Raw genomic sequence first — 18,088 nt, 5'->3', positions numbered from 1 at the left:
TATGGAATTAAGATTAAAAAGAGATTATACACCATTTATTGGCGTACTTGCAGGAATTATTATAGGTGTACTTTTATTTTTATTTCCTTTGACAACGGCTATTAAGATAGTTGGTGGACTTGTAGGAACAATACTGACTCTAGTCAGCCCTCAAATAGGGCTATTTTTACTGGTATTTATTATACCATTTGTATCTCTAAAGTACACCACACTATTATATGCATTAGTGATGGGATCTTTCATATTAAATTTTATTATAAATCCAAATAAAAAGTTTAAAAAATTACCTTTTAAGTACTCTATAATATTCTTCATAATAACTTTAGTATTTGCTACAGTATCATCTTTTGCATTTAAAGAAAGTATCAAGCAACTATTAATATATATAATTGCTATATCTATGCCATTTTTACTAATAAATTTGATAGAAGATAAAAAAACATTTAAGCGTTTTATAATGCTAATAATTCTAGCGTCTTTACTCGTTTCATTATATGGATTATATCAATATAAAGTTGGGATAGCTTTAGATGAAAGCTGGGTTGACAAACAGCTTAATCCAGATTTGAAAACCAGAGTATACTCAACACTTGAAAATCCAAATGTATTAGCTGAATATCTTTTACTAACAATACCACTGGGAGTATCAATGTTGTGGGGTGAAAGAAATAGATTTAAAAAGTTATTTTACTTAGGAGCTGTAGGTGTGCAACTTTTATGTCTTCTCCTTACATTTTCAAGAGGTGGATGGGTAGGCATTGCAATTGCAGCAGTTGTATTTGCATTTTTCGTAGATAGAAGGCTTTTTATAGTTTATTTTTTAGCTGGAATAGGATTAATTTTAGTATCACCAGATGTTATATTAACAAGAATTAATACTATAACCAATGTAAAAGATTCTTCTACTTCGTATAGATTCCCTCTGTGGCTTGCAACAATAGATATGATAAGGGATTATATTATATCAGGGATAGGAATAGGTATAGGTGCATTTAGAGCTATATATCCAAATTATATGAGACTAGGAATTATAGCAGTGCATTCTCATAATATATATCTTCAAATATTAGTTGAAACAGGAATTTTTGGATTTTTATCTTTTATTGCAGTAGTAATTAATACTTTTAGAGCAAGCTTTATAAGTTATGTAAAAGGAATAGATAAAAAATTCAAAATACTAGCTATAGGAGTAGCTAGTGGTATGTGTGGACTTTTAGCTCATGGACTGGTGGAGAATGTGTTTTTTAACGGAAGAATAATAATAACTTTTTGGGTGATAGTCGCTATAGCACTTTTAAATTATAAACTACAAGTTGAAACTATAGAAGAGTAGTAATTTTGTTCAACAATACAAAGAGTTTAAAACTCATTTGAAGGAGTAATCTCTATGGAGAATAAAAGAAAAGTACTAATATCTGGATACTATGGATTTAACAATAGTGGAGATGATGCTATACTCAAAGCTATCGTTAATGATTTAAAAAGGTTAGATAAAAATATAGAAATTTCTGTTCTTTCTGGGACTCCTGAAGCTACTGAAAAAATATACAAAATTAAAGCTATAAATAGGATAAACTTTTTTAAAGTGGTAAAAGCTATAAATGAAGCAGACTTACTTATAAGTGGTGGAGGGAGTCTTTTACAAGACGTTACAAGTACAAGATCTATACTGTACTATCTAGCGGTTATGGCCATTGCTAAAATTTTACGAAAATCTGTTATGGTGTATGCCAATGGAATAGGACCTATAAATAAAAAAATTAATAGGTTCTTGACCAGGGTTATATTAAATAATGTTGATTTAATAACGTTGAGAGACTATAATTCAAAGAAGACATTAGAAGATTTAAACGTAAAAAAGAAATGTCTTGTAACATCAGACCCTGTTTTTACATTAATACCGTCAGAAGATAAAAGGATAAATGATATTTTAGAATCTGAAAAAATTCCTACAGATAAAAAGTTAATCGGAATATCAATTAGAGACTGGGAAAATAGTGAAAATTTAAAGAGAATAGTTGCAGAAACTATTCATTTTATAAAGAATAAATATGATGCAAATATCATATTTATACCTATGCACTATCCAGAAGATTTAAAAATAAGTAATGATATTGCTAAGATGGCAAAAAACAACTCTTGTTATGTTCTCAAAAATAACTATAGTGTTGAAGATATTATGGGAATAGTAAGCAAACTAGAGTTTATAATAGCAATGAGACTACATTCTCTAATATATGCTGCTACTCAATCAGTTCCAATGATAGGAATAACATATGATCCTAAGATAGATGGATTTTTAGATCTAATAGAACTTGAATATAGATGTGATATAAATACTCTAGAATTAGAAGATTTGTGTGATAAAGTAGAAAAAGTTTGGAATAATAGAGAAGTAATTAAAGAAAACTTATATAAGTTGAATGAAAACTTAAAAGATAAAGCTCTTGATAATGTAATGTTGGCTTTAGACATTTTAAAGATTAGGAGAGAAAAATATGAATAACATTATTAAGATATTAGGAGTAGACGTAAATAAAATAACATTAGATGAAGCCACAAATAAAATAAAAGAATTTTTAAATGAAGATGAAACCAAAGTTGTATATACGCCTAATACTGAGATAATCATGGAAACTAGAAAAGACCAAGAACTAAAAAGTATATTAAATGAAGGAAATTTAGTAGTTCCAGATGGTATAGGATTAGTATATGCTTCTAGAATAAAAAAGAAACCATTACCAGAAAGAGTTACAGGATTTGATTTATCAGTAAAAATTTTGGAAGTAGCAAATGAATTAGGGTATAGCTTGTATCTACTAGGAGGAAAAGAAGGTGTTTCGGAAGAGGCAGCTTTAAAAATAAAAGAAAAATATCCTAACATAAAAATTGCTGGATGTCATAATGGGTATTTTAAAGGAACTCATACTGGACATATTAAACATGAAGAAGAAAATAAAATTATAAATGAAATAAATGCTTCAGGTGCTGATATACTATTTGTAGGATTTGGAGCACCTAAACAAGAAAAATGGATAAAGGAAAATAAGGATAGTTTAAACTGTAAAGTTATAATAGGAAACGGTGGAACTATTGATGTATTAGCTGGGAAAGTTAAAAGGGCTCCTGAAATATACCAAAAACTAGGATTAGAATGGTTATATAGATTGATAAAAGAGCCTAAAAGAATAAAAAGACAAATAGTACTTCCCCTATTTATACTTATTGTACTCTTTTCGAGAGACAATGTTGTAGAATAGAGAATAAATATTTTCTAAATTAAAATAAAAATGTACTGTGCATGGAGGAATTGCTTTGAAAAATATTCCATGGTATAAGAATATACTTAATTACATAGGTATCACTATAGGAACTTTTATTATGGCTTTTGCCATTAAGGGTTTTATAGAACCAAATGGATTTGCTCCTGGAGGAGTAACTGGAATAGGAATCATGACAACGAAAGTTACTAATGGTTTAATACAGATATGGCTTACTAATCTATTAATAGATATTCCTTTATTTATAGCGGGAGTTTTTATAGTAGGAAAAGCTTTTGGCGTAAAAACTTTTTACGGAATTATAATGCTATCTTTTTTTATGTGGATTATTCCTACTACACATGCAACCAATGATTTTTTACTAGCTTCCATATTTGGTGGTGCTTTAATGGGACTAGGATCAGGGATAGTATTTAGATCAGGAGGAACCACAGGTGGTACTGATTTAGCGGGTGTAATGTTGAACAAAAAATTCCCACATTTTAATATATCGACTTTTATGATGATGATAGATTTTACAGTTATAGTAATGTCAGGATTTGTTAGTATGAATTTAGAAATACCTTTATACTCAATTATAACTCTTTATGTTACAATAAAGGTAATTGATATAATGTTAGCTGGGCTTAGCTATAGTAAAGCGTTTTTCATAATTTCAGAAAACTCAGATAAGATGGGAAGTATGATTTTAAATGAACTAGAAAGAGGAGTAACAGTACTAAAAGGTAGAGGTTTTTATAGTGGTAATGATAAAGATATAATTCTATGCGCAGTTACTAGATCACAAATATACAAACTCAAAAAAATTGTTCACTCTATAGATTCAAATGCATTTATAATAGTTACAGATATCAATGAAGTCTTAGGAGAAGGATTTAAAGACTTTAAAATAGAATAGGAGGTTTTTTTCACTAATGGATAATTATTGTGAGCTTAAAGAAATTTCAAATAAGTTACGAAAGAATATAATAAATATGATTCATGAATCTAAATCAGGTCATCCTGGTGGATCATTATCTGCATGTGAAATATTAACAACATTATACTTTAAAGAAATGAAAATAGATCCTAAAAATCCAAAATGGGAAGATAGAGATAGATTTGTTCTATCAAAAGGACATGCAGCTCCCGTGTTATATGCTACATTAGCGGAAAAGGGATACTTTCCCAAAGAAGAATTAATGAAACTTAGAAAGATAGATTCTATGTTACAAGGGCATCCTGATATGAAAGGAACACCTGGAGTAGATATGTCTACAGGATCGTTAGGACAGGGACTATCAGCTGCCAATGGAATAGCATTAGCAGGAAAAATAGATAATAAAGGTTATAGAGTTTATGCTTTATTAGGAGATGGAGAAGTTCAAGAAGGAATGATTTGGGAAGCTGCTATGTTTTCAGCTCACTATAAACTTGATAACTTAACAGTTTTTTTAGATCATAATGGACTTCAAATTGATGGAAATAATGAAGAAGTAATGAATATAGAGCCAATAGATAAAAAATTTGAAGCCTTTGGATGGAATGTTATAAAAATCGATGGACATGATTTTAAACAAATAATAAAGGCAATTGAAAAAAGCAAAAACTTAAAAGAAAAACCTACAATAATTATAGCTAAAACAGTTAAAGGAAAAGGTGTATCATTCATGGAAAATGAAGCAGGTTGGCATGGTAATGCACCAAATGATGAACAAACGAATCAGGCACTTAACGAGCTTGGGGGTGAAATCTAATGACAGCAAAAGCTATGGCTACAAGAGATGCTTATGGAGAAGCTCTAAAAGAATTAGGTAAAATAAATAAAAATGTTGTTGTACTAGATGCTGACTTATCAAAATCAACGAAGACAGCAGAATTTCAAAAAGAATTTCCTGAAAGATTTATAAATGTGGGAATAGCGGAGCAAAACTTAATAGGAACAGCAGCAGGACTTTCAACTACTGGAAAAATACCTTTTGCTAGTTCTTTTGCTATGTTTGCCACTGGAAGAGCTTTTGAAATCATAAGAAATTCAGTTGCTTACCCAAAACTAAATGTAAAGGTTGCTGCTACTCATGCAGGACTTACTGTTGGAGAAGACGGAGCATCGCATCAGGCTTTAGAAGATATAAGTATAATGAGAACAATACCTAATATGGTTGTTATAAACCCAGCTGACGGAATTGAAGCTAAAAAAGCTATTTTAAAATTAGCAGAGCATGTTGGTCCTGCTTATATAAGATTAGGAAGAAGTAAGGTACCAGTAATATTTGATGAAAGTAACTATGAATTCGAAATTGGAAAAGGGATTCAAATATCAGATGGAAATGATGTAACTATAATAGGAACAGGAATTATGGTATCTATGGCATTAGAAGCTAAAGAGATATTATCAAAAGAAGGGATTAATGCTAGAGTTATAAATATACATACAATAAAGCCTATAGATCAAGATATTATAATAAAATCAGCAAAAGAAACAGGTGCAATAGTGACAGCAGAAGAACACAATGTAATAGGTGGACTAGGAAGTGCTGTTGCAGAAGTTATTTCTGAAAATTACCCAGTTCCTTTAATTAGAGTTGGAGTTAATGATACTTTCGGCGAATCTGGAAGTGGTGATGACTTATTGAAGAAATATGGTCTTACTCCTGAAAATATTGCTGAGTCAGCTAGAAAAGTAGTACTAAAAAAGAAAAAATAAATTTAGTTAATCTTTTAAAATAATAGAACCCTTATTCTAGTACTAGAATAAGGGTTTTTTATAAATACATATAAATATACTATATAATATATCAAATGTAATCCAAATTGAATATAAATATATAAAGAGAGGTCTAAAAATATTTTAGGAATGTATAAAATTAATTCTATAAAAATATTATTAGAATATATAACTATATGTAAAATAATAATAAAACACTTTAAATCATAAATACCCATTTCTGTTAATATTAATAGTAATATTAATAAAATAATAAGATAGATATCCCACAAGTGTATAAGGAGGGTATTTAGTGAAGAAATTTGGAATTTTAGCAGCTATATTATTAATAATTGTAGGGTTAATATTTATTCCCAAAATAATTAAAAACGAAGGTGATCAAGACGTGAAGTTCAAAACTATTGAAACAAGCGAAGCTCCAACTAAAATACAAGAATTAATTCCCAGGTACTTAGGAGAAGAAAGAGCTTTGGCGTGTAAAGTAAACAATGAAATATATGTAATAGTAACTAGAGGAGAAAAAAGAACCGCTGGATATTCTGTAAAGCTAGAGAAAATTACTAAAGTAGATAGTAATAAAAACTTTGAATTGGTAGCATATGCAAAATATAAAGATCCTAAACATGATGAAATGGTCGCACAAATAATTACCTATCCTGTAGTTGTAGTAAAAACAGAATTAGAAAAATTACCAGATAAAATAAAGTTAGAAGTAGAATATGAGGATTAAAGTCACTATTAAAATATAGTGACTTTAATCTTTTTTGTATATATTTTGAGTGTGACAGTCAATTTTTTTTTGTTTTAGAATATAAAGGAATTATAACTAAAAATAATATTGCTATTAAAATTTATTTTTAGTTAAAATTTAAATTCAGGAGGTGAATGGCTTGATATATGATCTGAAAGTACCAGCTTCTAAGTTAAAAAGAAAATGTAAGTTATCCAAATTTAAATTTAGTAATACTAACGATGTTAATCCATTAAAAGATATAATAGGTCAAGAAAGAGGAGTAAGAGCACTAGAATTTGGATTATCTATAAAAAAGAAAGGTTATAATATATTTGTTTCAGGCATTTCCGGAACTGGGAGAAGTAGCCACTCATATTCAATGGCATCAGAGTTTGCTAGTAAGAAAGAAACTCCTGACGATTGGTGTTATGTGTATAACTTTGATAAACCAGATAGTCCTATAGCATTAAGTTTTAAATCAGGAGATGGGATTATATTTAAAAAAGAAGTAGAGGATATAATAGAAAATTTAAAAATAGATTTTCCACAAATATTTTCGTCTAAGGATTACGAAGATAAAAGAGCTATAGTGTATAATTATTTTAAGAAGAAGATAGAGTCAGTAATATGTGAATTAAATGAGACAGCAAAAGAATATAACTTCGTATTTAAACAAACAGAAAAAGGGTTGTTAAGTATTCCTATCGTAAATGGAGAGCTAATAAAAGATGAAGACATAAAGTCATTACCAAAAGAAGAAGTAACTAAAATAAAAGAAAATTCTAATGAACTTAGTAAAAAGACTTTAGAGATAGTAAAAAGATTAAGAGAAATAGAAGATGTGTTAAGGGATAAATTAGAAGAATTAGACGAAGAAATTGCATTCGAGCTTATTTATTCGAGATTCAACTCACTTTTACAGAAATTTGAAGACAATAATAAAGTAAGAAATTATATTATAAAGATGCAGGAGGATATAATATTAAATTTAGATGAGTTCTTAGAAGATGAAGAAGAGGAAGAAGAACTTAAAAATATATTAAGCAAAAATAAACTGCTAGAGGATTTTTTTAAAAGATATGAGGTAAATCTATTTATAAACAATGTTGATAGGCAAGGGGCACCGGTAATAAAGGAATCAAACCCTTTATATTATAACTTATTAGGTAAAGTTGAACACATAAATGAATTAGGTGCATTAAAAACAGATCATACAAAAATAAGACCAGGATCTATACATGAAGCTAATGGAGGGTATTTACTAATACAAGCGAAAGATCTTATAACCAATTATGTATCGTGGGAAGGACTTAAAAGATGTCTTATAAATGAAGAATCTAAGGTAGAAAATATAAATAAAGATAGCATATTAGCTGAGAGCATAAAACCAGAGCCTATTCCACTTGATATAAAAATAATTCTTATTGGGGATTATTACACATATCAATTACTTTATTTATATGATGATGAATTCAAAGAGCTATTTAGAATAAGAGCAGACTTCGATGTAGAAATGGATAGAAATGAAGAAAATATTAAGAAAATAATTTCTTTTATAGCTAATCATTGTAAAGAAGAAAATTTAAGACCTTTTCACAAGTCGGCAATAGAGGAAATTATAGAATATAGTTCAAGACTAGCAGATCATCAGAAAAAATTAACAACTAGATTTAATCGAATTGTTGAAATAATGTATGAGGCAGATACTTGGGCTGAATTTGAAGATGTAGGTGTTGTAAAAAGAGAACACATAAAAAAGGCCATAGATGAAAAGTATTATCGAAATAATAAATATGAAGAGAAGATCCAACACATGATAGAAAAAGAAAATATAATAATTGACACCAATACTTGGAAGGTTGGAGAGATTAACGGACTTGCGGTAATAGATTTAGGAGAATATTCATTTGGAAAACCTAGTAAAATTACAGCGTCTACATTTGTAGGTAAAGATGGAATAATAAATATAGAAAGAGAAGTATCAAAAAGTGGAAGTATTCATGATAAAGGTGTATTAATACTAAGTGGATATTTAGGAGAAAAATATGCTACCAAAACTCCATTATCACTATCTGCAAGTATTACGTTTGAGCAGTCATATGATACCATAGAAGGTGATAGTGCTTCTAGTACAGAGCTATATGCATTACTTTCTAGTCTATCCGGACTACCAATAAATCAAGGAATAGCTACTACAGGATCGGTTAATCAGAAAGGTATTATACAACCTATAGGTGGAGTAAATGAAAAGATAGAAGGTTTCTTTAAGATATGTAAAATAAAAGGATTAACTGGAAATGAGGGAGTAATAATTCCTTATCAAAATATAGAAAATCTTATGCTAAGTGATGAAGTTATAAAAGCCGTAAGGCAAGGTAAGTTCAGTATATATGCAATAAAAACTATTGATGAAGGAATTGAAATATTAACAGGAATACCATATGGGAAAAAAGATGAAAATGAAAAGTTTCCAGTTGGTACAATTAGTTACTTTATACAAAGAAAACTTAATAAGTATGCTAAATCTGATAAAAGTTAAATTAAAATATAACTTAAATATTGAAAGTATAAAAAATAAAAATTTACTTTAAATATAATTATTCATAAAGTAAATGGAACAGCTTCCTATGTACAGGAAGCTGTTTCATTTTATCTTTTACAAATTATTACCTCATTTTCAGTAATAATAGAATCAACTGGAAAATCATGAGGACCTTCAAAAGCATTAGATACCATTTGTAACTCAAATGATAAGGCTATTTTAGGAGCAGATTTATCAACTTTTTCAAGGAATCTGTCATAGTATCCAGCTCCATATCCTATTCTAAAACCTCTTCTATCAAAAGCTACTCCAGGAATCAAAACTAAGTCTATACAACTAGGTTCAACTTCTCTTATGAATTCTTTTTTGGGCTCTAGTATGCCATATGTACCAGATTCAAGCTCATTATCATAATCTAATAGCTGAGATAGGATAAGTTGTCTAGTTTCTACTACACTTATAGGAATTATAATATTTTTTTTGTCTTTCAAAGCTGTTTTTATTAGTCTTTCTGTTTTGACCTCATTTCTAAAATCTATATAAGCCATTATGTTTTTTGCATTTTTATAATATTCAGATGAAAGTAATAAATCTGTAACTTGATCACTTTTTTTATTTACTTCTTCCAACGACATAGCTTTTCTTTGTGATAATATTTCTTTTCTTAAAGTATTTTTATCCATAACTATACCTCCACTTTTTTGTAAAATATACTATAGTAATTATACTAAAGATTATGGTATTTGATAATAGTAATAGTTTATATATTGTAGTAAAATTATTACATAAAATGATAGCTAGGAGGAATTCTAGTGTTTGGGCTTAAAATTAAAAATATGTATAAGATATATGACAGCAGTAAATAACCTTAATTTACAAATAAAGATAAAGAATTTATGGTCTTATCTGAATTTTTAGAATGTGAAAAATCAACAGAAGGTACTTAAAACAATAACATAATAGCTAATATGGCAGTTATAGAAATTATGAATTCAGAAAGTTACTTATATGTAAGCATTGATTGAAAAAGCTTTACTTTTAGAGTAGATTCAAGAAGATATAATATGAATCTAGAGACATAAAACTTGTATTTGACATGGATAGAATACATTTATATGACAAAGAAAGTGAAAAATCTATATATTAGCTCAAATATACAAGAAACAAGAGGATTTTTTAGATAAGAGCAGGAGATAACGTATAATAGTAATATCTCCTGTCCTTTTAGTTACAAAACTATGACAAAAAAGTATTATAATATAGACTATAGAATAATTAATGATTACATTCAAACAACTTATTTTTTACATAGAGTATGTTTGTTACGAAAAATAGGTATCTGTAGAACTTTGATAACAACTTAACTAATATAGTTAAAATATGAATAGATTGAATTTGCTTATATAGATATTGGACAAGTAGTGGGATGATAAACCATTTGACAAATAATCTTGGAAAAGATAATTCTAGCATTATTTTAATGATTGGGTAAATCTAAAGGAATAAATGGATTTTGAGGATATTCTAATATTTTAGAACATTATTGTGTATAATGATGTATTTAATATATTATGAAGATCAGAGGGATTTTACTAAAAGGACAAGTTAGTGTATAGTAATAAAATGTGTATACATGAAAATCGTGCTAGGTAATGTAGAACAGGAGTGATATGGTGATAGAATATATCAACATCAGTAAAGAATATAAGAATGGCGTAAAAGCTGTAGCAAATATAAATTTGACAATAAAAAAAGGTGATTTTGTATTTGTAGTAGGATCTAGTGGAGCTGGTAAATCTACTCTTATAAAACTTCTTTTGAAAGAAGTAGAACCTACTGCAGGAAGAATACTTTTAAATAATGAAGATATAACAAAAGCTCAAAATAGAAAAATTCCTTATATAAGAAGAAGCTTAGGAGTTGTTTTTCAAGATTTTAGACTTCTTCCGAATAAAACAGTTTTTGAAAATGTAGCTTTTGCTATGGAGATTATAGGAGCATCTACAAGACAAATTAAGAAACAAGTACCAAAAGTTTTAGAAATGGTTGGTCTTGGGAATAAAATGAATAGTTATCCTGATCAGCTTTCAGGTGGAGAACATCAAAGGGTAGCTATAGCAAGAGCTATAGTTAATAAGCCATCGGTACTTATTGCAGATGAGCCTACAGGTAACCTTGATCCAGATACAGCTTGGGAGGTTATGAAGGTAATAAAAGAGATAAATAGAAGAGGAACTACAGTAGTTATGGCCACACATGCAAAAGAAATTGTAAATTTCATGAAAAGAAGAGTTGTAGCATTAGAAGATGGAAGAATTGTAAGAGATGAAGAGAAGGGTGTGTATGGCTATGATGCTTAGAATGTTTTTGAGTATGCTAAAAAGTAGTTTTACTAGTATTTGGCGTAATAGAACTATGAGTATTGCATCTATAGGATCTGTTGCTGCTACACTAGTTATATTAGGTATGACATTGATTCTTATATTAAATATAAATGGTATAACCAATACAACCAAAGATCAGTTTGATAAGATCCAAGTTTATGTTAAAGATGGTCTTAAACAAGAAGATATTGATAAAGTACAGCAAGATATTAAAAATATAGATGGAGTAGCAGAAACAACATTTCAATCAAAATCACAAGCTCTAAAGTCTATGGAAAGAGAATGGAAAGAGCAAGCATATTTACTAGATGGATTAGAAAAAGAAAATCCTCTGCCAAACTCTTTTATGGTAACACTTGATAATATGGAAGAGTCTGATAGTGTAGCAAAGCAGTTAGAAAAAATAAATGGTATAGAGGATATAAAATATTATAGAGACATAGTAGAAAAACTTATGAGTGTAGCTAGTTTTGTTAGATTAGGTGGATTAATACTTATAGCTATTCTTGTGTTTGTATCAGTATTTATTATTTCAAATACTGTAAAAATTACTGTTACAGCTAGAAGAAAAGAAATAGGTATTATGAAATATGTAGGTGCTACAAATGGCTTCATAAGGGGACCTTTTATATTAGAAGGTGTTCTACTTGGATTAATAGGAACATTATTTTCAATATTAGTAGTATTTTATGGGTATAAATATTTATTTTCGTTTATAAATGAAAGATTATACGTAATACTCACAGTTTATATGATAGCTCCAGAGAAATTATTCGGAGATATATCCATAATGTTCGTAGCAATAGGAGTTGGAATAGGAATGCTAGGTAGTATAGTGTCACTAAGAAAATTCTTAAGGGTATAAGTATCAAGGGAGGAAGTTTTTTTATGAAAAAGAAAATAGTATGCTCAGTGATAGCATTAACATTATGTGCTAATGGATTGGCATTTGCAAGTGGTATAAAAGATAGTAAAGGAAAACTCAAAGATACAAATTCTCAAATGGGAACAATTAAGGAAAAAATTAATCAAAATAAGAAACAAGCAAATAATATATCTAATGAAATCCAAAATTTAGATTCACAAATAATACAAACGAGTAATGAATTAGGACAAGTTGAAGCACAGCTTAACAAGTTAAATGAAGAAATTAGCACTACAAAAGCAGATCTACAAAAAGCTGAAAAAGATCTAGAAAAAAGAAAAAATACGTTTAACTCAAGAGTAAGAGTTATGTATAAAAATGGAAATGTAGGATATTTAGAAGTTTTACTAGGATCAAAAGATATAGGAGATTTTTTCACTAGACTTGATATGGTTCAAAGTATAGCAGGACATGATAATGAACTAATCAAGTACATGAAGGAAGAAAGACAAAAGATAGAAGCTAAGAAGAAAACTCTAGAAACACAACAAAGTAATGTAGCTGCTACAAAGAAAAAAATAGAAACTAAGAAAAATGAGCTAGTTATAGCTACTAGAGCTAAAGAAAGTCTTATGAGAAACATAGAACAAGATACAGCTGAAATGGAAAGACAATATGATGAATTAAATGAAACTGCGGAACAGATTACTTCACAAATTCAAAAAATGGAACAGGAATTAGCAGCAAAGCAAGCAGCTGAAAGAGCAGCAAAAGAACAGGCTCAACAAAGAGCTCAACAACAAACTAATAATTCATCACAAAATAAAGTTACAGGTTCTTCTAATTCTACTTCTAATTCTACTTCTAACTCTAATAACTCTAAGGGAACATCTAATTCATCGTCTAATAATACAACAAATACTGGTAGTAATTCAACAGAAAAGCCAGATACAACGCCTAATCCAGGCTCAGTTTCAAGCAGTGGGATGACTTGGCCAGTTCCTGGACATAGCTCAATAAGTTCTCCATATGGATATAGAAACCATCCTATATTTGGAAAAACTAAGTTCCATTCAGGAATAGATATTCCAGCTCCTACAGGCACTAGTATAGTAGCTGCAGGTGATGGAGTGGTACTATCTGCAGGATGGATGAGCGGATATGGTAATACCGTTATAATATCTCATGGAAATGGTAAGTCAACATTATATGGACATAATTCAAGCTTAGTTGTTTCAGTAGGACAAAAAGTATCAAGAGGACAAGTTATAGCTAAAGCTGGTAGTACAGGAAATTCTACAGGGCCTCACTGTCATTTTGAAGTAAGAATAAATGGTAAACATACAAATCCATTACCTTATGTAAGATAGGATAAATGAAATTAATGTTGAATTGTACATAAAAAGTAAGGGTACACCCTTACTTTTTCAATGTAACAAAGATTAAGATAGCTCCCCAAAAACTATTTCTAATATAGTTATAATGTTCGTTGCAATGGGAGTTCAATATATATGTTAGAGATTATAGATATTACAAAAAACTAATATGTGAGTAGTAAAAGGGAGAGATTTCATGAAAAAGAAGATAGTTTGTTCAGTTATAGCATTAACATTATGTGCCAATGGGTTAGCATATGCAAGTGGAATAAAAGACAATAAGGGAAAACTTAAAGATACAAATTCTAAGATTGGAACAATAAAAGAAAAGATTGACCAAAATAAAAAACAATCAAGTAATTTATCTAGAGAAATTCAAAGCTTAGATTCACAAGTAACACAAACTAGCAATGAACTAGGACAGGTGGAAGAACAACTTTCTAAATTGAATGAAGAAATTAATACGACAAAGATAGAATTACAACAATCTGAGAAAAAGTTAGAGGAAAAAAAAGATACGTTTAACTCCAGAGTAAGGGTTATGTATAAAAATGGTAATGTAGGATATTTAGAAGTTTTATTGGGATCAAAAGATATAACAGAATTCTTTACTAGACTCGATATGGTTAAAAGTATAGCTGGACATGATAATAAACTAATTAAGGAAATAAAAGAAGAAAGACAAAAAATACAGGATAAAAAGAAAACTTTAGAGACACAACAAAGCAATGTAGTTATTGCAAAAAAGAAGATAGAAGTTAAAAAGAATGAATTAGTAATAGCTACTAGAGCTAAAGAAAAACTTATGAGAAGCATAGAACAAGATACGGCTGAAATGGAAAGACAATATGATAAATTAAATGAAACTGCAGAACAGCTTACTTCACAAATTCAAAAAATGGAGCAAGCATTAGATGCAAAGAAATATAGTAATTCAAATAGAAGCTCATCTAATACAGTACATAGTGGTGGTGGCTCTACAGCAGAATCTAAACAGGTAGATCCGGGATCAGTTTCAAGTAGTGGAATGGTATGGCCAGTTCCTGGACGTAGTAGTATAAGCTCTCCATACGGATATAGAAATCATCCTGTATATGGAAAAACTAAATTTCACTCAGGTATAGATATTCCAGCTCCGACAGGAACTAACATAGTAGCTGCGGATGATGGTACGGTATTAACAGCAGGAAATATGGGCGCATATGGTAATACTGTAGTAATATCTCATGGAAATGGAAAATCAACATTATATGCACATAATTCAAGCTTAGTTGTTTCAGCAGGTCAGAAAGTATCAAGAGGACAAGTTATAGCTAAGGCTGGTAGTTCAGGAGTAGCTACAGGACCTCACTGTCATTTTGAAGTAAGAATAAATGGCTCTCATACAAATCCACTACCTTATGTAAGATAATTAATTGAATAATAAGATATTTGCAAAGAGTAAGGACAAGTCCTTACTCTTTGTTATTTAAGGATTATTAAAAAATAATTAAAATAGAGCATAACTTGATGTAAAAATAGAAAAAATTTGTCAAGAATAAAATATATAGTATTATAATATAGATTTTATTAACTGACTTTTTGTAAAAATAAAGTTAAGGTGATATAATATAGAAAAACCATTTAATGAAAATCAAATACAAATAGCAACTTAGAGGTGAATTTATGATATCTAAACGAAAAGCAACAGTTGGTGCAATTGTACTTGTTATTATAACTAGTTTGTCTACATTTGCAGTTAGTAATATTATTCAAATACCTATGGGTCAAAAGGTAATAGTGGAAAGAAGTCAATATAATGATCTTGTGAGAAGTTATAATAGATATTCTAAAGTATCAGCACTTGAATCATTTATAGAAGACAATTACTTAGAAAATGTAAAAGAAAAAGATTTAGAAGACGGACAGCTAAAAGGACTATTTCAATCATTAGGGGATCCATACTCTATATATATGAATAAAGAAGAATTTCAAAGATTTATGGAAGATACTCAAGGAGTATTTGGTGGTGTAGGATTAGTAGTAACATTGGGAAAAGATAATAATGTAACTGTAGTAGAACCAATGAAAGGTGCTCCTGGAGAAAGAGCTGGAATAAAAAAGGGAGATAAAATTGTAAGGATAAATGGAAAAGAAGTTAAGGAATTTAAAGGAGATAAATTAAACGAGGCTACAAAGTTAATGAAAGGTGAGCCTGGTACAAAAGTTAAAATTAAAATACTAAGACAAAATGAAAATGGTAATCCAGAGTATTTAGATAAAGAAATAACTAGAGAAGAAGTAAGAACTGAAACAGTAGAATCTAAAATGCTGGAAAATAAAATAGGATATATAAGAATAAGCTCATTTGATGAACTGACTTATGATGACTTTAAAAAAGAATTAAAATCTCTACAAAAGGATGGCATGAAGGCATTAGTTTTAGATATTCGTTATAATCCAGGAGGAATACTAGATATTTCTACTAAAATAGCTGATGAACTTATGGGTAAAGGAACTATAGTATATACAGAAACTAAAGATAAAAAAAGAGAATATACAAAATCGAACGGAAAGAAACTAGATTTACCTTTGGCTTTACTAGTTAATGATCATAGTGCTAGTGCTTCTGAGATACTTGCAGGAGCGATTCAAGATACAAAGACTGGAGTAATTATAGGAACTAAAACATTTGGAAAAGGAATTGTTCAGAGAGTTAAGAAATTACCAGATGGATCAGGATTTAAGTTAACAGTATCAGAATACTTTACACCTAAAGGAAGAAGTATTCATAAAAAGGGAGTAAAGCCAGATATAGTTGTAGAGTTACCAAAAGGTGTGGAACAGATCGGACCTGAAAAGATTCAAGATGATACTCAGCTTCAAAAATCAATAGAAGTATTAAAAGAAAAATTACAGTAATAAAGTTAGCCATTAGTATATCTAATGGCTATATTTACATATACAGGGGTGCTATATGGGAAATATTTTTAAGATACTTGAGATTATTATACTGAATATATTAACAGTAATAAAATCACCTTCACTTATTATAATATCCATAGTTTTATATATTCAATATAAAAAATTATCAAAACTTGAAAAGCAAATATTAGGAAGAAATAAAGAGAGTATTTTTTATAGAATAGTAACTTCAATAATATTTGGAATAATAGGAGGAGTAATAGGAAGTTTAGTGATAATGCTATTAGGAGTAACTATAGAAATAAAAGACTTTAACTATGCACTTTTAGTTTCTATCGTATTAATGTTAATAGATCAAAGATTTGTATGTTTTGCTTACTCAGGTGGATTAATTGGTATAGTAAGTTTATTAACAGGGAAATTAAACGTTAATATACCAAGTTTAATGGCTGTTGTAGGAATACTACATTTGGTAGAAAGCTTTTTAGTGCTAATTGATGGAGATAGAATTAAAATACCTATGTTTCTTGAGAAAAAAGGAGTAGTAGTGGGAGCTTTTAATATGGCAAGATATTGGCCTATACCTATTACTATGCTTTTAGCTATATCTCAAGGAATAAATAATAACTTTGTTGATATGCCAAGCTGGTGGCCACTATTTGCTAAACAGGAAGTATCTAGCTATATTAATGAGATTTCATATGCTATAACAGGAGTTGTTGCAATTTTAGGATATGGAGATAATACTATAACAAAAGATTGTAAAACAAAGAAAAGAAAAATTTCAAAAGACTTATTTCTATTTAGTCTAAGTCTTATTTTATTGTCAATCATTGCCATAAAAATATATATTTTCAAATATATAGTAGTTTTATTTGCACCAATAGCTCATGAAATTATAATTAGAAAAAATAATAGAGAGGAATTAAATAAAGATCCTTTTTTCACTCCTACTACAAGAGGAGTAAGAGTTTTAGATATACTACCTAATAGTGTTGGAGAAAAATTAGGAATAAAATCAGGGAATGTTATAGTATCAATGAATGGTAAAAATATTAATAGCAAAGTAGATATAATTGAAATATTATCTCGTTTTCCAACTTCTATATTTATTAGCTATTATAATAACAATGGCAAGATAGTCAGTCAAATATATAAAAACTCTAAAAGAGGAGTGTCTGACTTAGGAATATTAATAGTTCCGCAGAACTCAAACATTGTATTTAAATTACAAGATAAAACTACAATTCAGAAGATATTTACCAAAATTAAAGGAAGCTTTAACATATAAGCTTC

15 protein-coding genes are annotated in these 18,088 nt (G+C 29.0%); 14 read left to right on the top strand and 1 reads right to left on the bottom strand.

The genetic code is table 11. The features are described from left to right. The first annotated feature begins 1 nt into the window (after position 1). The 8 genes from CLPU_RS05990 to CLPU_RS05955 all read left to right on the top strand — a co-directional run bounded on the left by CLPU_RS05990 (position 2) and on the right by CLPU_RS05955 (position 9,260). On the top strand, positions 2-1,333 hold the full coding sequence (locus CLPU_RS05990) for an O-antigen ligase family protein (protein ID WP_050354743.1): 1,332 nt from the start codon (positions 2-4) through the stop codon (positions 1,331-1,333). A 54-nt stretch (positions 1,334-1,387) separates the two neighbouring features. After that, positions 1,388-2,506, top strand: coding sequence for a polysaccharide pyruvyl transferase CsaB (gene csaB, locus CLPU_RS05985; protein ID WP_050354742.1), 1,119 nt, complete (start codon positions 1,388-1,390; stop codon positions 2,504-2,506). Then, positions 2,499-3,260, top strand: coding sequence for a WecB/TagA/CpsF family glycosyltransferase (locus tag CLPU_RS05980; protein WP_050354741.1), 762 nt, complete (start codon positions 2,499-2,501; stop codon positions 3,258-3,260). The genes csaB and CLPU_RS05980 overlap by 8 nt, the downstream gene beginning before the upstream one ends. A gap of 55 nt (positions 3,261-3,315) precedes the next feature. Then, entirely contained in the window at positions 3,316-4,179 is an 864-nt protein-coding gene (locus CLPU_RS05975; protein WP_235436116.1) for a YitT family protein, read from the top strand. Positions 4,180-4,195: 16 nt separating this feature from the next. Next, complete coding sequence (locus CLPU_RS05970; RefSeq protein ID WP_050354740.1) at positions 4,196-5,017, top strand: transketolase; 822 nt, start codon at positions 4,196-4,198, stop codon at positions 5,015-5,017. Beyond that, positions 5,017-5,967: a transketolase family protein gene (locus tag CLPU_RS05965; RefSeq protein ID WP_050354739.1), complete on the top strand. Its 951-nt coding sequence runs from the start codon at positions 5,017-5,019 to the stop codon at positions 5,965-5,967. The genes CLPU_RS05970 and CLPU_RS05965 overlap by 1 nt, the downstream gene beginning before the upstream one ends. A 313-nt stretch (positions 5,968-6,280) precedes the next feature. Further along, positions 6,281-6,718 (top strand): protease complex subunit PrcB family protein, encoded by a 438-nt coding sequence (locus CLPU_RS05960; protein ID WP_050354738.1) that lies wholly within the window; start codon positions 6,281-6,283, stop codon positions 6,716-6,718. A gap of 160 nt (positions 6,719-6,878) precedes the next feature. Continuing rightward, entirely contained in the window at positions 6,879-9,260 is a 2,382-nt protein-coding gene (locus CLPU_RS05955; RefSeq protein WP_050354737.1) for a Lon protease family protein, read from the top strand. Positions 9,261-9,370: 110 nt separating this feature from the next. On the opposite strand, the gene CLPU_RS05950 is transcribed toward CLPU_RS05955, so the two are convergent. After that, positions 9,371-9,946: a 5-formyltetrahydrofolate cyclo-ligase gene (locus CLPU_RS05950; RefSeq protein WP_050354736.1), complete on the bottom strand. Its 576-nt coding sequence runs from the start codon at positions 9,944-9,946 to the stop codon at positions 9,371-9,373. 990 nt (positions 9,947-10,936) lie between these two features. Between CLPU_RS05950 and ftsE the strand changes: the two genes are divergently transcribed. The 6 genes from ftsE to CLPU_RS05920 all read left to right on the top strand — a co-directional run bounded on the left by ftsE (position 10,937) and on the right by CLPU_RS05920 (position 18,083). Continuing rightward, a complete protein-coding gene (gene ftsE / locus CLPU_RS05945) occupies positions 10,937-11,623 on the top strand; it encodes a cell division ATP-binding protein FtsE (RefSeq protein ID WP_050354735.1) in 687 nt (228 codons plus the stop codon). Continuing rightward, positions 11,607-12,512: a permease-like cell division protein FtsX gene (gene ftsX, locus CLPU_RS05940; protein WP_235436115.1), complete on the top strand. Its 906-nt coding sequence runs from the start codon at positions 11,607-11,609 to the stop codon at positions 12,510-12,512. Before ftsE ends, ftsX begins: the two co-directional genes overlap by 17 nt. Before the next feature lie 23 nt (positions 12,513-12,535). Continuing rightward, positions 12,536-13,882 carry a murein hydrolase activator EnvC family protein gene (locus CLPU_RS05935; RefSeq protein WP_050354734.1) on the top strand — a complete coding sequence of 449 codons (1,347 nt, stop codon included), beginning with the start codon at positions 12,536-12,538 and terminating at the stop codon, positions 13,880-13,882. A 202-nt stretch (positions 13,883-14,084) separates the two neighbouring features. Next, entirely contained in the window at positions 14,085-15,299 is a 1,215-nt protein-coding gene (locus CLPU_RS05930; protein ID WP_050354733.1) for a murein hydrolase activator EnvC family protein, read from the top strand. Between the two features lie 254 nt (positions 15,300-15,553). After that, on the top strand, positions 15,554-16,789 hold the full coding sequence (locus CLPU_RS05925; protein ID WP_050354732.1) for a S41 family peptidase: 1,236 nt from the start codon (positions 15,554-15,556) through the stop codon (positions 16,787-16,789). Between the two features lie 55 nt (positions 16,790-16,844). Next, positions 16,845-18,083 (top strand): PDZ domain-containing protein, encoded by a 1,239-nt coding sequence (locus CLPU_RS05920; protein WP_050354731.1) that lies wholly within the window; start codon positions 16,845-16,847, stop codon positions 18,081-18,083. Positions 18,084-18,088 lie beyond the last annotated feature (5 nt).

The organism is Gottschalkia purinilytica, from assembly GCF_001190785.1.
In the GTDB taxonomy this organism is placed as follows: Bacteria; Bacillota; Clostridia; order Tissierellales; family Gottschalkiaceae; genus Gottschalkia_A; species Gottschalkia_A purinilytica.
The sequence above is the reverse complement of the archived record's forward strand: the minus strand, read 5'-3'. Positions and strand labels throughout refer to the sequence as shown.

Excerpts from the sequence above, each read along its gene's own strand:
- CLPU_RS05970 (WP_050354740.1), top strand. The coding sequence starts at position 4,196 with ATGGATAATTATTGTGAGCTTAAAGAAATTTCAAATAAGTTACGAAAG.
- CLPU_RS05950 (WP_050354736.1), bottom strand. The coding sequence starts at position 9,946 with ATGGATAAAAATACTTTAAGAAAAGAAATATTATCACAAAGAAAAGCT.
- CLPU_RS05925 (WP_050354732.1), top strand. The coding sequence starts at position 15,554 with ATGATATCTAAACGAAAAGCAACAGTTGGTGCAATTGTACTTGTTATT.
- CLPU_RS05935 (WP_050354734.1), top strand. The coding sequence starts at position 12,536 with ATGAAAAAGAAAATAGTATGCTCAGTGATAGCATTAACATTATGTGCT.
- ftsX (WP_235436115.1), top strand. The coding sequence starts at position 11,607 with ATGGCTATGATGCTTAGAATGTTTTTGAGTATGCTAAAAAGTAGTTTT.
- CLPU_RS05980 (WP_050354741.1), top strand. The coding sequence starts at position 2,499 with ATGAATAACATTATTAAGATATTAGGAGTAGACGTAAATAAAATAACA.
- CLPU_RS05920 (WP_050354731.1), top strand. The coding sequence starts at position 16,845 with ATGGGAAATATTTTTAAGATACTTGAGATTATTATACTGAATATATTA.
- CLPU_RS05990 (WP_050354743.1), top strand. The coding sequence starts at position 2 with ATGGAATTAAGATTAAAAAGAGATTATACACCATTTATTGGCGTACTT.
- CLPU_RS05930 (WP_050354733.1), top strand. The coding sequence starts at position 14,085 with ATGAAAAAGAAGATAGTTTGTTCAGTTATAGCATTAACATTATGTGCC.
- CLPU_RS05965 (WP_050354739.1), top strand. The coding sequence starts at position 5,017 with ATGACAGCAAAAGCTATGGCTACAAGAGATGCTTATGGAGAAGCTCTA.
- csaB (WP_050354742.1), top strand. The coding sequence starts at position 1,388 with ATGGAGAATAAAAGAAAAGTACTAATATCTGGATACTATGGATTTAAC.